The 14,670-nt window shown below is 71.1% G+C and carries 13 protein-coding genes; all 13 read left to right on the top strand.

All coding sequences use genetic code 11. The annotated features are described in order from the left end of the window. The 13 genes from rsmH to ACAM26_RS01060 are packed head-to-tail and all read left to right on the top strand — an operon-like array spanning nt 1 to nt 14,668. Nucleotides 1–948 (top strand): 16S rRNA (cytosine(1402)-N(4))-methyltransferase RsmH, encoded by a 948-nt coding sequence (rsmH, locus tag ACAM26_RS01120; protein WP_223806020.1) that lies wholly within the window; start codon nt 1–3, stop codon nt 946–948. Beyond that, nucleotides 935–1,225: a cell division protein FtsL gene (gene ftsL / locus ACAM26_RS01115; protein ID WP_123140023.1), complete on the top strand. Its 291-nt coding sequence runs from the start codon at nt 935–937 to the stop codon at nt 1,223–1,225. The genes rsmH and ftsL overlap by 14 nt, the downstream gene beginning before the upstream one ends. Continuing rightward, on the top strand, nt 1,212–2,978 hold the full coding sequence (locus tag ACAM26_RS01110; RefSeq protein WP_123140022.1) for a penicillin-binding protein 2: 1,767 nt from the start codon (nt 1,212–1,214) through the stop codon (nt 2,976–2,978). The genes ftsL and ACAM26_RS01110 overlap by 14 nt, the downstream gene beginning before the upstream one ends. Beyond that, nucleotides 2,975–4,531 carry a UDP-N-acetylmuramoyl-L-alanyl-D-glutamate--2,6-diaminopimelate ligase gene (locus ACAM26_RS01105; protein ID WP_190287898.1) on the top strand — a complete coding sequence of 519 codons (1,557 nt, stop codon included), beginning with the start codon at nt 2,975–2,977 and terminating at the stop codon, nt 4,529–4,531. Before ACAM26_RS01110 ends, ACAM26_RS01105 begins: the two co-directional genes overlap by 4 nt. After that, a complete protein-coding gene (gene murF, locus ACAM26_RS01100) occupies nt 4,531–5,940 on the top strand; it encodes a UDP-N-acetylmuramoyl-tripeptide--D-alanyl-D-alanine ligase (protein ID WP_123140021.1) in 1,410 nt (469 codons plus the stop codon). The genes ACAM26_RS01105 and murF overlap by 1 nt, the downstream gene beginning before the upstream one ends. Beyond that, the gene (gene mraY, locus ACAM26_RS01095; RefSeq protein ID WP_123140020.1) at nt 5,921–7,003 is read left to right on the top strand and encodes a phospho-N-acetylmuramoyl-pentapeptide-transferase; all 1,083 of its coding nucleotides are present in this window, start codon (nt 5,921–5,923) and stop codon (nt 7,001–7,003) included. The genes murF and mraY overlap by 20 nt, the downstream gene beginning before the upstream one ends. Nucleotide 7,004: 1 nt before the next feature. Beyond that, the gene (gene murD, locus ACAM26_RS01090; protein WP_123140019.1) at nt 7,005–8,372 is read left to right on the top strand and encodes a UDP-N-acetylmuramoyl-L-alanine--D-glutamate ligase; all 1,368 of its coding nucleotides are present in this window, start codon (nt 7,005–7,007) and stop codon (nt 8,370–8,372) included. Next, a complete protein-coding gene (gene ftsW / locus ACAM26_RS01085) occupies nt 8,369–9,565 on the top strand; it encodes a putative lipid II flippase FtsW (RefSeq protein ID WP_123140018.1) in 1,197 nt (398 codons plus the stop codon). Before murD ends, ftsW begins: the two co-directional genes overlap by 4 nt. Continuing rightward, nucleotides 9,550–10,626, top strand: coding sequence for an undecaprenyldiphospho-muramoylpentapeptide beta-N-acetylglucosaminyltransferase (gene murG / locus ACAM26_RS01080; RefSeq protein WP_369612959.1), 1,077 nt, complete (start codon nt 9,550–9,552; stop codon nt 10,624–10,626). Before ftsW ends, murG begins: the two co-directional genes overlap by 16 nt. After that, entirely contained in the window at nt 10,623–12,050 is a 1,428-nt protein-coding gene (gene murC, locus ACAM26_RS01075; protein ID WP_123140016.1) for a UDP-N-acetylmuramate--L-alanine ligase, read from the top strand. The genes murG and murC overlap by 4 nt, the downstream gene beginning before the upstream one ends. After that, nucleotides 12,047–12,943, top strand: a complete 897-nt coding sequence (murB, locus tag ACAM26_RS01070) for a UDP-N-acetylmuramate dehydrogenase (protein WP_369612958.1) — start codon at nt 12,047–12,049, stop codon at nt 12,941–12,943. Before murC ends, murB begins: the two co-directional genes overlap by 4 nt. Further along, nucleotides 12,940–13,875, top strand: a complete 936-nt coding sequence (locus tag ACAM26_RS01065; protein WP_123140014.1) for a D-alanine--D-alanine ligase — start codon at nt 12,940–12,942, stop codon at nt 13,873–13,875. The genes murB and ACAM26_RS01065 overlap by 4 nt, the downstream gene beginning before the upstream one ends. Beyond that, nucleotides 13,868–14,668 carry a cell division protein FtsQ/DivIB gene (locus tag ACAM26_RS01060; protein WP_223806021.1) on the top strand — a complete coding sequence of 267 codons (801 nt, stop codon included), beginning with the start codon at nt 13,868–13,870 and terminating at the stop codon, nt 14,666–14,668. Before ACAM26_RS01065 ends, ACAM26_RS01060 begins: the two co-directional genes overlap by 8 nt. The last annotated feature ends 2 nt before the right edge of the window (nt 14,669–14,670 follow it).

Below are 14,670 nucleotides of genomic sequence, written 5' to 3'. Positions count from 1 at the left end.
GTGGACTCCCAGACCATTCATCGCTCGGTGCTGCTCGAGGAGGCGGTCAACGCGCTGGTGACCGAACCGGGCGGGCGCTATGTCGACGCCACCTTCGGGCGTGGCGGGCACAGTCGCGCCGTGCTCGCGCGCCTGGCTCCGACGGGTCGGCTGATCGGGCTCGACCGCGATCCCGAGGCGATCGCCGCCGCGCGCGCGCTCGACGACCCACGCTTTCGCATCCTCCACAGCGCCTTTGGCGGGATCGGTGCGGCGCTTGCCGAGGCCGGCGAGAGCGAACCGCTCAACGGCATCCTGCTCGATCTCGGCGTCTCCTCGCCGCAGCTCGATACCGCCGAGCGCGGCTTCAGCTTCAGCGCCGACGGGCCGCTCGACATGCGCATGGACCCGAGCCGGGGCGAGTCGGCCGCGGACTGGCTGATGCGTGCCGAACAGCAGGAGATCGCGCGCGTATTGCGCGAGTTCGGCGAGGAACGCTTCGCCAAGCGGATCGCGCGTGCGATCTGCGAGCGTCGCGCCGAGGCCCCGCTGCGCACCACCGCCGAGCTTGCCGCGCTGGTCGATCGCGCCCAGCCGGGGCGGCGCGAGCCGGGCAAGCACCCGGCCACCCGCACCTTTCAGGCGCTGCGCATCCAGGTCAACGACGAGCTCGGCGAGATCGAGCGCTGTCTCGACCAGGTCTGCGAGCTGCTCGCCCCCGGCGGGCGGCTGGTGGTGATCAGCTTCCACTCGCTGGAGGACCGCATCGTCAAGCACTTCATGCGTCGCGAGTCGCGCGGCGCGGTGTTGCCCAAGGGCGTGCCGGTGACCGGCGCCCCGGCCCCGGGGCGGCTGCGCCTGCTCGGCAAGGCGCAGCGTCCCTCGGCGATCGAGTCCGGGTCCAACCCGCGCGCGCGCAGCGCGATCATGCGGGTGGCCGAGCGGAGCCCAGCCGATGGCGCGAGCTGAGTTCTGGGTCGCCGCGGTGCTGGGGCTCATGGTGGTGGTCTCGGCCATCGCCGTGGTCCATACCAAGTATCTGACCCGGGTGCACTTCGCCCAGCTCCAGGACCTGCGCGCCCAGCGCGACGCCATCGACGTCGAGTGGAACCGGCTGCGACTCGAGGAGGCGGCGCTCTCCACCCATTCGCGGATCGAGCGGATCGTGCGCGAGCAGCTCGGCATGTTCTCGCCGCGCCCCGGCGACGTGCTGTTGCTCGAGGAGACCGGCCATGGCCAACCCTAGCCGTCGCCCCCGCCGCCCGCTCGAACCCGTCAAGCCCCGTCGTCCCGACATCGGGTTGCGCCGTCGGCTGTTGCTGATGGCACTGGTGGGGGCCTTCGTGCTGCTCGGCGCCGGGGTCTTCTATCGTCAGGTGGTCGAGACCGATTTCCTCCAGACCGAGGGCGAGCGGCGCTATCTGCGAGTGGCCGAGATCGCCGCGCGCCGCGGCATGATCAGCGACCGCAACGGCGAGCCGCTGGCCGTCAGCACCCCGGTCGAGACGGTGTGGGCCGATCCGCGCAAGCTCGTCGAGCGGCTCGACGTGCTCCCCGAGCTGGCGGCGTCGCTAGACCTTGATCCGCAGGCATTGCGTGAGCGGGTGCTGGCCAAATCCGATCGCGGTTTCATCTATCTCAAGCGTCGGGTCGACTTCGACGAGGCGCGTGCGGTGCGCGAGCTGATCGCACGCGAGCGTCTCGGCGGTGTCGACTTCGAGACCGAGTACCGGCGTTTCTATCCGGGCGCCGAGGTGTTCGGGCACGTCATCGGCTTCACCGACATCGAGGACCGCGGCCAGGAGGGCATCGAGTTCGCCTATGACGCCCAGCTCCAGTCCGAGCCGGGGCTGCGGCGGGTGATCCGCGACGGGCGCAAGCGCATCGTCCAGGAGGTCGAGCAGCTGCGTCCGCCGCGTCAGGGTACCGATCTGGTGCTGAGTCTCGATCGGCGGCTGCAGTTCCTCGCCTATCGCGAGCTGCTGGCGGCGGTGCGCGAGCACAAGGCCGTCGGCGGCACCCTGGTGGCGCTCGACGTCGACACCGGTGAGGTGCTGGCGATGGTCAATCAGCCCGGCTACAACCCCAATGCGTTGCGCGACGGTGGCAGCGAGCGCCGCCGCAACCGCTGTGTCACCGATGTGATCGAGCCCGGCTCCACGGTCAAGCCGCTGGTGGTGGCCGCGGCGCTCGAGCGCGGGCTGATCACCCCCACCACCGAGATCGACACCGAGCCGGGCTACTTCCGGGTCGGGCGCAACCTGGTGCGCGACGTCCACGACTACGGTCTGCTCGATGTCACCGGGGTGATCGCCAAGTCGAGCAACGTCGGCGTGGTCAAGATCGCGCAGATGATGGAGTACGCCGACCTCTGGAACCTCTACGACCATCTCGGCTTCGGTCGTGTCACTGGGGTCGGCTTCCCCGGCGAGAGCCCCGGCAACCTGCGCCACTACTCCGACTGGCGGGTCTTCGAGCACGCCACGCTCGCCTTCGGCTACGGCCTGTCGGTGACCACGCTGCAGCTGGCCCAGGCCTATGCCGCACTCGCCGCCGACGGCATCAAGCGCCCGGTCACCCTGCTCAGACGCGAGCCCGGGGCGGCGGTGCCGGGGACCCGGGTGCTCAGTGCCGAGACCGCGCGCATGGTGCGCGCGATGATGGAACAGGTGGTGTCCGAGAAGGGGACCGCCCGGCGCGCGGCGATCGCCGGCTATCGCGTGGCGGGCAAGACCGGGACGGCGAAGAAGGCCGGTCCCAACGGCTATGCGGGTCGGCGCTATCAGGCGGTGTTCGCCGGTTTCGCCCCGGTGGACCGACCAAGACTGGTGATGGTGGTGATGATCGATGAACCGGGCGGCAAGTCCTACTACGGTGGGGTCGTCGCCGCCCCGGTGTTCCAGAAGGTGATGGAGGGTGCGCTGCGGCTGTTCAACGTGCCGCCGGATAATCCGCCTCCATCGATGTTGCTGAGTGGACGAGGAGGGCTGGGGCTGTGATCGCGCTCTCCTCGACGGCCTGCGCCTGGCGCCTGGGTGATCTCATCGACGGCTTTGCCGAGGCCGGTGATGCCGCCGATCGCCCGGTGTGCTCGATCGCCCTCGACAGCCGGTTGCTGTCGCAGGGCGGGCTCTTCCTCGCCTGCCAGGGTGGCAGCCTGCACGGGCTGGCCTTCGCCCAGGAGGCCAAGCATCGTGGTGCGACGGCGATCCTCGCCGAGGTCTCGGCCGACTGGCCGGTCGATGCCATCCTCGATCTCGGCGCCTGTCTCGGCTTGCCGGTGATCCCGGTCGAGGGGCTCGCGGCGCGCGCCAGCGCGCTGGCCGCGCGTTTCTACGGTGCGCCCAGCGAGCGTCTCGAACTGTTCGGCGTCACCGGCACCAACGGCAAGACCAGCGTCAGCCACTTCCTCGCCCAGGCGCTCGCTCCGGAGCTCGACTGTGCGGTGATCGGCACCCTCGGCAACGGCTTCCCGGGGGCGCTGCGCTCGCCGACCCACACCACCCCGGATGCGATCTCGCTGCAGGCGCTGCTCGAGTCGCTGCGCGCCCAGGGCGCGCGTGCGGTGGCGATGGAGGTCTCCTCGCACGCGCTCGCTCAGGGGCGCACCAGCGCCGCGCGTTTCAGCCATGCCGTCTTCACCAACCTCAGTCGCGACCATCTCGACTATCACGGCGACATGACCGCCTATGGCGAGGCCAAGCGCCGGCTCTTCCTCAGCCCGGGGCTGCAGTGGGCGGTGCTCAATCTCGACGATCCGTTCAGCGCACGTCTGCTCGAGACCCTGGCCCCGCAGGTCCAGGTCGCCGGTTACGGCACCGACCCCGAGGGTCCGACCCCGTCGCGCTGTGCGCTGCGGCTGCGCGCCCTGGCCATCGAGCCGCGTCCGCACAGCCTCTATCTGCATGTCGAGTCGCGCACCACCCGACGCACCGAGCGCGCCGAGCTCGAGGTTGGGCTGATCGGTCGCTTCAACGCCGCCAACCTCCTTGCGGTGCTGGCGGTGATGTGCTCGCGCGGGCTGCCGCTGGAGCGCGCGGTGCGCGAGCTGGCGCGCATCCGCGGGGTGCCGGGGCGGATGGAGTGCTTCGGCGGCGGGGATGCGCCGCTGGTGGTGGTCGACTACGCCCATACCCCGGACGCGCTCGAGAAGGCGTTGGTCAACGTCCGCGAACACATCAGTGGTCGGCTGATCACGGTGTTCGGTTGCGGCGGCGATCGCGATCGCGGCAAGCGCCCGCTGATGGGGTCGATCGCCGAGAGTCTCAGCGACGGCCTGATCCTCACCGACGACAATCCGCGCACCGAGTCGCCCGAGGCCATCGTCGCCGACATCCTCGAGGGCGTTGGCGAGCGCGAGCGGGTGCGCGTCGAGCACCAGCGAGGGTTGGCGATCCGGCTGGCGATCGCGCTCGCCGGTCGCGGCGACGCGGTGCTGGTCGCGGGCAAGGGACACGAGACCTATCAGGACATGGGTGACTTGAAGAGACGATTCAGCGATCGCGCACAGGCCGTCGAGGCGTTGCGCGAGTGGCGGGAGGGACATCACTGATGTGGACGCTAGGCGAGGCCGTGGCCAAGGCCGGGGGCCGACTCCAGGGCGCTGACTGCCGTTTCGACGGGGTTGGGACCGATAGCCGGGTCGACTGCAGCGGCCAGCTGTTCGTGGCCCTGCGCGGGCCGCGCTTCGACGGTCATGAACACGTCGAGGCGGCGCGTCGCGCCGGCGCGGTGGCGGCGCTGGTCGATCATCCGGTGGCGGTCGATCTGCCGCAGTGGGTGGTCGACGACACCCGCCTCGGGCTGGGCCGGCTGGCGCATGCCTGGCGGGCGCGGTTGCGCGCCCGGGTGGTGGCGATCACCGGCAGCAACGGCAAGACCACCGCCAAGGAGATGGTCGCGGCGATCCTCGGCCAGGCCGGGCGGGTGCACGCCACCCGCGGCAACCTCAACAACGACATCGGCATGCCGCTGACCCTGCTCGGGGCGCGCGACGAGGATTTCCTGGTGCTCGAGATGGGCGCCAATCACCCCGGCGAGATCGGTTACATGACCGATCTCGCTCGCCCCGACGTGGCGCTGATCACCAATGCCGGTCGCGCCCATCTCGAGGGTTTCGGCTCGCTCGAGGGGGTCGCCCGCGCCAAGGGCGAGATCGCCCGCGGGCTGCTCCCGCACGGCATCCTGGTGGTGCCCGAGGACTCGCCCTACACCGGGTTGTGGCGTGAGCTGGCGTTTGCCCAGCGGGTCTCGACCTTCGCCATCGACGACGGACCGCGTACCGCGGCGACGGTGCGCCCGGCGCTTCGCGCCGAGCGTCCCGAGATCACCGCCGAATGGGACGCGCGGGGGTTCCGCACCCGCTTCGTCGCGCACTACGGTGGCGAGAGGCATGCACTCGCGCTGCCGCTCGCCGGCGAGCACAACGTGCGCAATGCCCTGGCGGCGATCGCCGTGGCGCTCGCCCTCGGGGTCGAGGGCGAGGCGATCCGCGACGGGCTGGCCGCGCTGCGCCCGGTCCCCGGCCGACTCTGCCCGCGGCTGTGCGGGGCGGGGCGGTTGCATCTGATCGACGACACCTACAACGCCAACCCCGACTCGATCGCCGCGGCGATCGCGGTGCTGAGGGCCTTTGCCGGACGGCGCTGGCTGGTGCTCGGGGATCTCGGCGAGCTCGGTCCCGAGGCCGAGTCGCTGCACCGCGAGATCGGCGAGCAGGCGCGCGCCGCCGGCATCGAGCGCCTCGCCGCGGTGGGCCCGCTGAGCGCCGCGGCGGTCGACGGCTTCGGCGCCGGGGGCGAGCACTTCGCCGATCAGGCGGCGCTGATCGCCGCGTTGCGCGCCGAGTTGGGGGAGGATGACCGGGTCTTGATCAAGGGTTCGCGCACCGCGCGAATGGAATGCATCGTAGAGGCGCTCTGCGCCGCTGGAGGAGACGAGTTTGCTGCTGTATCTGACTGACTGGCTCGCCGGGCTCGATAGCGGGTTCAGCGTATTCCGCTATCTCACCCTGCGCGCCATCCTCGGGGTGTTGACCGCGCTGGCGATCGCTTTGCTGGTGGGGCGGCCGATGATCCGTCGGCTGCGCGCCTACAAGATCGGCCAGACGGTGCGCGACGACGGCCCGCAGAGCCATCTGTCGAAGTCCGGCACCCCGACCATGGGCGGCGCGCTGATCCTGGTGGCGGTGGCCATCAGCACCCTGCTGTGGGCCGATCTCGGCAACCACTACGTCTGGATCGTGCTGCTCACCACCCTGGCCTTCGGCGCCATCGGCCTGGTCGACGACTACAAGAAGCTGGTGCAGCGCGATCCGCGCGGGCTGCCGGCGCGCTGGAAGTATCTGTGGCAGACGGTGTTCGGCTTCATCGCCGCCGTCGCCCTCTATGTCAGCGCCGCCACCCCGGCCGAGACCGCGTTGCTGATCCCCTATCTCAAGAACGTCTCGATCCAGCTCGGTCCCTGGTTCATCCTGCTGACCTATTTCGTCATCGTCGGCTCGAGCAACGCGGTCAACCTCACCGACGGGCTCGACGGGCTGGCGATCATGCCGACGGTGCTGGTGGCCGGGGCGCTGGGTCTCTTCGTCTACGCCAGTGGTCATGCCGAGATCGCCGACTATCTGCTGATCCCCTATGTCGCCGACGTCGGCGAGCTGGTGATCTTCTGCGCCGCGCTGGTCGGCGCCGGGCTCGGTTTCCTCTGGTTCAACGCCTATCCGGCCCAGGTGTTCATGGGGGATGTCGGCGCGCTCGCGCTCGGCGCCGCGCTCGGCACCGTGGCGGTGGCGGTGCGTCAGGAGCTGGTGCTGTTCGTGATGGGCGGGGTGTTCGTGGTCGAGACCATCTCGGTGATGCTCCAGGTGATGTCGTTCAAGCTCACCGGCAAGCGCATCTTCCGCATGGCGCCGCTGCACCATCACTTCGAGCTGCAGGGCTGGCCCGAGCCGCGGGTGATCGTGCGCTTCTGGATCGTCACCGTGGTGCTGGTGCTGATCGGACTGGCGAGCCTGAAGATCCGTTGACATGACTGAGCGACTCACCCAGCCCCCAGCCCCCAAGACCCTGGTCGTCGGCCTCGGCAAGACCGGGCTGTCCTGCGCGCGCTACCTGCATGCCCAGGGCGTGCCGACGGCGGTGACCGACTCGCGCGCCCAGCCCCCCGGGCTCGATGCGCTGCGCGAGTCGCTGCCGGAGCTGGCGGTGTTCGTCGGCGGTTTCGAGCGCGAGGTGTTCGAGGCCGCCGAGCAGCTGGTGGTCAGCCCCGGGGTGGCGCTCGCCGAGCCGCTGATCGCCGCGGCGATCGCCCGCGGGGTCGAGGTGGTCGGCGACATCGAACTGTTCGCCCGCGCCGCGCGCGCGCCGATCTGCGCCATCACCGGCTCCAACGGCAAGAGCACGGTGACCTCGCTGGTCGGGCTGATGGCGCGGCTGGCCGGGCGGCGCGCGGCGGCCGGCGGCAACCTCGGCGAGCCGGCGCTGGAGCTGCTCGATGCGCGCGCCGAGCTCTATGTGCTCGAACTCTCGAGCTTCCAGCTCGAGACCACCCACAGCCTTGGCGCCGAGGTCGCGGTGGTGCTCAACCTCTCGCCCGATCACATGGACCGCTACCCGGATCTCGCCGGCTATGCCGCGGCCAAGGCGCGGATCTACCGCGGCGCGCGGGTGGCGGTGGTCAACCGCGACGACCCCGAGGTGATGGCGATGGTCGCCGCCGAGCCGGCGCGCGCGCTGATCGGCTTCACCCTCGGCGAGCCCGGTGCGGACGACTACGGGGTGCGCCGTCATCGCGGCGAGGACTGGATCTGTCGCGGCGACACGCCACTGCTCGAGTGCGCGCGCCTCGCCCTGGCCGGACGCCACAACCTCGCCAACGCGCTCGCCGCGCTGGCGCTCGCCGAGGCCTGCGGGCTGCCGCGCGAGGCCTGCTGCAAGGCGCTGACCAACTTCCCCGGGCTGGCGCACCGCTGCGAACTGGTGCGCGAGCGTGACGGGGTGCGCTGGTACGACGATTCCAAGGGCACCAACCCGGGCGCCACCGTGGCCGCGCTCGACGGGCTGGTCGGCGCGGGTGACCCCGCTCGGGTGGTGCTGATCGCCGGCGGCGACGGCAAGGGTGCGGACTTCACGCCGCTGCGCCCGGCGGTGGCGCGCGCCGCGCGCGCGGCGGTGCTGCTCGGGCGCGACGCGCCGCTGATCGAGACGGTGCTCGCCGGTGTGGTGCCGGTGTGCCATGCCGCCGACATGGCCGAGGCGGTGCGACTGGCCGCCGAGCTGGCGCAGCCGGGGGATCGGGTGCTGCTCTCGCCGGCCTGTGCGAGCTTCGACATGTTCGAGGGCTATGCCCATCGTGGCCGGGTCTTCGCCGCGGCGGTGCGGGGGTTGTCGCAATGAGCGTCGCCGCCCGTCCAGTGCGCAACCCGCGTCGTCGCCGCGAGCGGCTGCCCGCATTCGACCACGCGTTGCTGATCTGCGTGCTCGCGCTGCTCGGCTTCGGTCTGGTGATGGTCGCCTCGGCGTCGATGTCGATCGCCGAGAGCTGCTGCGGCACGCCCTTCTATTACGTGATCCGTCACACCATCGCGCTCGTGCTCGGGCTGATCGGCGGGGTCGCCGCCTATCGCCTGCCGCTGCTGTGGTGGGAGCGCTACGGGGTCTGGCTGTTCCTGTTCGGCATGGCCTCGCTGATGTTGGTCCTGTTGCCGGGGATCGGCTACTCGGTCAATGGTGCGACGCGCTGGATCCCGCTCGGTCCCTTCAATCTCCAGCCCTCCGAGTTCATGAAACTGTTCGCGGTGGTCTATGTCGCCGGCTATCTGGTGCGTCACGCCGATGCCGTGGCCAACCGGATCTCGGGCTTCATCCATCCGATGATCCTGGTCGGGGTGGCCGGCGCGATGATCCTGATGCAGCCCGACTTCGGCACCACCGCGGTGATGCTCGCCACGGTGATGGGGATGCTCTTCCTCGGCGGGGTGAGCGTGCTGCCCTTCGTGCTGCTGATCGCGGTGGTCGGTGCCGGGCTGATCACCCTGGTGCTCGTCTCCCCCTATCGGATGCAGCGCGTCACCTCCTTCCTCGATCCTTTCGATGACCCCTTCAACAGCGGCTACCAGCTCAGCCAGGCGTTGATCGCCTTCGGTCGCGGCGAGTGGCTGGGGGTCGGCCTCGGCAACGGCATCCAGAAGCAGTTCTTCCTGCCCGAGGCGCACACCGACTTCCTCGCCTCGGTGATCGGCGAGGAGTTCGGTCTGCTCGGCACCCTGCTGCTGGTGGCCGCCTTTGCCTTCGTCACCTGGCGCGCCTTCGCCATCGGCGCCCGCGCCCAGGCGCTGGGCAAGGCCTTTGCCGCTCATGCCGCGCAGGGCATCGGGTTGTGGATCGGGATGCAGGCATTCGTCAACATCGGGGTCAATGTGGGGCTGCTCCCGACCAAGGGGCTGACCCTGCCGTTTCTCAGTTACGGCAGCAACAGCCTGATCGTCGCCTGTATGGCGGTGGGGCTGCTGCTGCGCATCGATGCCACGGTGCGTCAGACGCAGTCCGAGGCGGGACCAAGACGGGGGTTGAAATGGGTCCGTGCATAGGCGTCATGGCCGGCGGTACCGGTGGGCACGTGTTTCCCGCGCTGGCGGTGGCCGAGCGGCTGCGCGCCGAGGGCGCGCGGGTGTTCTGGATCGGTACCCGGCGCGGCATGGAGTCGCGGCTGGTGCCCGAGCACGGCTTCGAGATCGAGTGGCTCGGCATCGAGGGGGTGCGTGGCAAGGGCTGGCGCTCCCGCGTGCTCGCCCCCTGGCGGCTGGCGCGCGCCTCGTGGCAGGCCGCGCGCATCCTGCGCCGGCGGCGCCCGGCGCTGGTGCTCGGCATGGGCGGCTTCGTCTCGGGTCCCGGCGGGGTGATGGCGCGCGTGCTCGGCATCCCGTTGGTGGTACAGGAGCAGAACCGGGTGCCGGGGCTGACCAACCAGTGGTTGTCGCGGATCGCGCGCCGGGTCTTCGAGGGCTTCCCGGGGAGCTTCGCCCCCGGTCGCGCCGAGGTCAGTGGCAATCCGGTGCGCGCCGAGATCGCCGCGCTGCCGACCCCGGCCGCGCGCTGGCGCGAGCGTGACGGCGCGGCGCGGCTGCTGGTGCTCGGCGGTTCGCTCGGGGCGCTCGCGCTCAATCGCACGCTGGCCCCGGCGCTCGCCCGGCTCGCCCCCGAGACGCGTCCGCTGGTCCGCCATCAGGCCGGCACGCGCACCCTGGAGGAGGCGCGCGCGGCCTATCGCGAGGCCGGTGTCGAGGCCGAGGTGGTGCCCTTCATTGACGACATGGCCGCGGCCTATGCTTGGGCCGACCTGGTGGTCTGTCGCGCCGGCGCGCTGACCGTCTCGGAGCTCGCCGCCGCCGGCGTGGGCGCGGTGCTGGTCCCCTATCCGCACGCCGTCGACGACCACCAGCGGGCCAATGCCGGTTATCTGGTCGAGGCCGGCGCGGCGCGGCTGCTGCCGCAGACCGAGCTCACCGCCGAACGCCTCGGCGAGCTGCTCGCCGAGCTGCTCGGCGATCGCGCCGCGCTGCTGGCGATGGCCGAGGCCGCGCGCGGGCGCGCCCGACCGGAGGCGGCGGCGCGGATCGCCGCCCAGTGTCTCGAGGAGATCGGTCGATGAACGCACATCTGCAACATACCGCCGCTAACATGGGGCGGGTCCGGCGTCTGCACTTCATCGGTATCGGTGGGGCGGGGATGAGCGGGATCGCCGAGCTGATGGCCAACCTCGGCTACGAGGTCAGCGGCTCGGACCTGCGCGAGAGCGAGGTCACCCGCCGGCTCGCCGGGCTCGGCGTCGAGATCCATGTCGGCCATCGCGCCGAGCAGGTCGTCGACGTCGACGCGGTGGTGGTCTCGACGGCGATCGATGAGGACAACCCCGAGATCCGCGCCGCCCGTGCCGCGCGCATCCCGATCGTGCGCCGTGCCGAGATGCTCGCCGAGCTGATGCGCTTCTACTACGGCGTGGCGGTGGCCGGGACCCACGGCAAGACCACCACCACCAGTCTGGTGGCGAGCATCCTCGCCGAGGGCGGGCTCGACCCGACCTTCGTCATCGGCGGGCGGCTCAACAGCGCCGGGGCCAACGCCAAGCTCGGCACCACCAAGTATCTGGTGGCCGAGGCCGACGAGAGTGACGCATCCTTCCTGTATCTGCAGCCGATGGTGTCGATCGTCACCAATATCGACGCCGATCACATGCACACCTACGGTAACGACTTCTCGCGGCTGCGCAGCACCTTCGTCGAGTTCCTCCATCACCTGCCCTTCTACGGGTTGGCGGTGCTCTGTATCGACGACCCGGTGGTACGCGAGCTGGTCTCGACCATCCCCCGGCCGGTGCGGACCTATGGCACCCACCCCGAGGCCGATGTGCGCGCCAGCGCGCTGCGCCAGTGCGGCATGCGCACCAGTTTCCGCGTCGAGAGCGACGCGCTCGACGGACCGCTCGAGCTGACCCTCAACCTGCCGGGTCGACACAATGTGCTCAACGCCCTGGCGGCGATCACCGTGGCGCTCGAGCTCGGCGTCGAGGAGCCGGCGATCGCGCGCGCGCTGTCACGCTTCGAGGGGGTGGGGCGGCGCTTCGTCTCCCACGAGCTGCGCGACGCCTGGGGGCGCGACCTGCTGGTGGTCGACGACTATGGCCATCACCCGCGCGAACTCGCCGCGACCCTGGAGGCGGCGCGTGCGGGCTGGCCGGGGCGGCGGCTGGTGCTGGTGTTCCAGCCGCATCGCTATTCACGGACCCAGGAGCAGTTCGATGATTTCGTTGCGGTGCTCTCGGGGGTCGATGCCCTGGTGCTCTGCGAGGTCTATCCGGCCGGCGAGCAGCCGATCCCCGGTGCCGACGGGCGTGCACTGAGCCGCGCCATCCGTACCCGGGGCGAGTGCGATCCGGTGTTCGTCGAGGGCCCCGAGGCCGTGCCCGAGCTGCTGCCCAACCTGCTCGAGGACGGCGATATCGTGCTGGTGGCCGGGGCCGGCGACATCGGTCGGCTGGCCGCGCGACTGCCGCAGCTGCTGGAGCAGGGCCGATGAGCGAGACGACGACACCCTGGCGCGGCACCCTGCTCGAACACGAGCCGCTGGCCCGCTACACCAGCTGGCGGGTCGGCGGTCCGGCGCGAAGGCTCTACCGTCCCGCCGATCTCGACGACCTCGCCGTCTTCCTCGCCGCGCTCGACCCCGACGAGCCGCTGCTGTGGCTGGGGCTGGGGAGCAACGTGTTGATCGACGATGCCGGGTTCCCCGGCACCGTGATCCACACCCTGGGCTGTCTCGACGGGCTCGAGCGTCACGGCGAGCACGGCCTGCGGGTCGGCGCCGGGGTGGCCTGCGCCAAGCTCGCCCGCGTCGCCGCGCGCGCCGACCTGGTCGGGATCGAGTTCCTCGCCGGTATCCCCGGCACCCTCGGCGGCGCCCTGGCGATGAACGCCGGGGCCTGGGGCGGCGAGACCTGGCCGTGGGTGGCGCGCGTGCGCACCATCGATCGCCGGGGGCGGGTCCGCGAGCGCCCGGCGAGCGACTTCACCCCGGGCTATCGCGAGGTGCGCGGGCCGGCGGGCGAGTGGTTCGTCGGCGCCGATCTGGCGCTCGAACCCGGCGACGGCGCCGCGGCGATGGCGCGGATTCGCGCCCTGCTCGATCGGCGCGCCGCCACCCAGCCGATCGGTCAGCCGAGCTGCGGCTCGGTGTTCCGCAATCCGCCGGGGGACCATGCCGCGCGACTGATCGAGGCCAACGGGCTCAAGGGGCGACGACTCGGCGGGGCCCAGGTCTCGGAGCGTCACGCCAACTTCATCATCAACACGGGCGATGCCACCGCCCGGGACATCGCCGAGCTGATCGCGCTGGTGCAGACCACGGTCGAACGCGCCAGCGGGGTCCGGCTGATGCCCGAGGTGCGGCGGGTCGTCGGGGGGGAGTCATGACCAGGCATCGGGTTCAGGACGCGGCCGAGTTCGGCCGGGTCGCGGTGTTGCTCGGTGGCGAGGCGGCCGAGCGCGAGATCTCGCTGAGGAGCGGGCGTGCGGTGCTCGAGGCGCTGCGCCGTCAGGGCGTCGACGCCGAGCCGCTCGACCCCGGCGCCGACGTGCTCGAGCGCTTGCGGGTCGGGGGCTTCGCGCGCGCCTTCGTGGTGCTCCACGGACGTGGCGGCGAGGACGGCCAGATCCAGGGCGCGCTCGAGCGCATCGGCATGCCCTACACCGGCTCCGGGGTGCTCGGTTCGGCGCTGGGCATGGACAAGCATCGCTGCAAGCTGCTGTGGTCGGGGGGCGGTCTGCCCACCGCAGACGCCGTGCTGCTGCGCGACGAGGACGACCTGCCGGCGGCTGCGGCGCTCGGTTTCCCGTTGATGGTCAAGCCGGTGCACGAGGGCTCGAGCATCGGCATGGCCAAGGTCGAGGACGTCGCCGGGCTCGCCGCCGCCTGGCGTGCGGCGAGTGCCTTCGACGCCCTGGTGCTCGCCGAGCGCTGGATCGCCGGGGCGGAGTACACCTGTGCCATCCTCGGCGAGGAGGCGCTGCCGCTGATCCGGCTGGAGACGCCCAACGTCTTCTACGACTACGAGGCCAAGTACAGCGCCGACACCACCCGCTATTTCTGCCCCTGCGGACTGGAGCCGGCGCGCGAGCACGCGCTGCAGTCGCTCGCGCTCGACGCCTTCGAACAGGCCGGGGCGAGCGGTTGGGGGCGGGTCGACCTGATGCTCGACGCCGCAGGAGACCCCTTCCTGCTGGAGATCAATACGGTGCCGGGGATGACCGATCACAGCCTGGTGCCGATGGCGGCGCGGGCGGCGGGGATGGACTTCGATCGGCTGGTGTGGCGCATCCTGGAGACGAGTTTCGACCGTGGCTGAACGACGCCGTCGCGGGGCTACCAGGAAGCGTCCGCTGTCGCAGCGGCTGGGGCGCTCGCGCTGGCGCACGCTGCTCGGGGTGTTGTTGCTGCTGGCGATGCCGGTCGGCGGCTGGCTGTTCCTGCGCTGGGAGCCCTTTCTGCTGCCGGTGCGGGTGGTCGAGGTCGAGGGCGAGCTGCACCATCACTCCTCGGCGCTGCTCAGCCAGACCCTGACCGAGCGGCTCGACGGCGGCATCCTGACCGCCAACCTGGTCGAGCTCAAGCGCGCGGCCGAGTCGCTGGCCTGGGTCGGTCACGCCAGTCTGCGTCGGGTGTGGCCCGATCGGTTGCTGGTGCTGGTCGAGGAGCATCGACCGATCGCGCGCTGGAACGACGACGGTCTGGTGACCGCCGAGGGGGTGGTGTTCCGGCCGCGTGCCGCGACCCTGCCGGCGGGGTTGCCGGTGCTCGTGGGTGAGGAGGCGCGTGCCGCCGAGCTGGCGAGTCGCTATCAGGATTGGCGCGACCGGCTGATGCTGGTCGGTCATCTGATCCAGACCCTGGCGGTCGATCCGCGCGGCGACTGGCGCGTCGAGCTGGTCATGGGCACCGAGCTGCGGCTCGGTTCCGAGCAGGTCGAGGAGCGGCTCGCCCGTTTCATCGCCAACGCCCCGCAGCTCGAGGCGGTTGGACAACTGTTGGTCGTGGATCTGCGCTACAGCAACGGGTTCGCCGTGCGCTGGGCGGACGAGAGACAGGCGCAGGTCCGCGCGAACTCGGGTCGCCCGGAGTGGCCCGACAATCGAGGATAGAA

Source organism: Marichromatium sp. PS1, from assembly GCF_041155115.1.
GTDB lineage: Bacteria > Pseudomonadota > Gammaproteobacteria > Chromatiales > Chromatiaceae > Marichromatium > Marichromatium gracile.
Note: the sequence above shows the minus strand (reverse complement) of the source record. Positions and strands in the feature narration are given on the sequence as shown.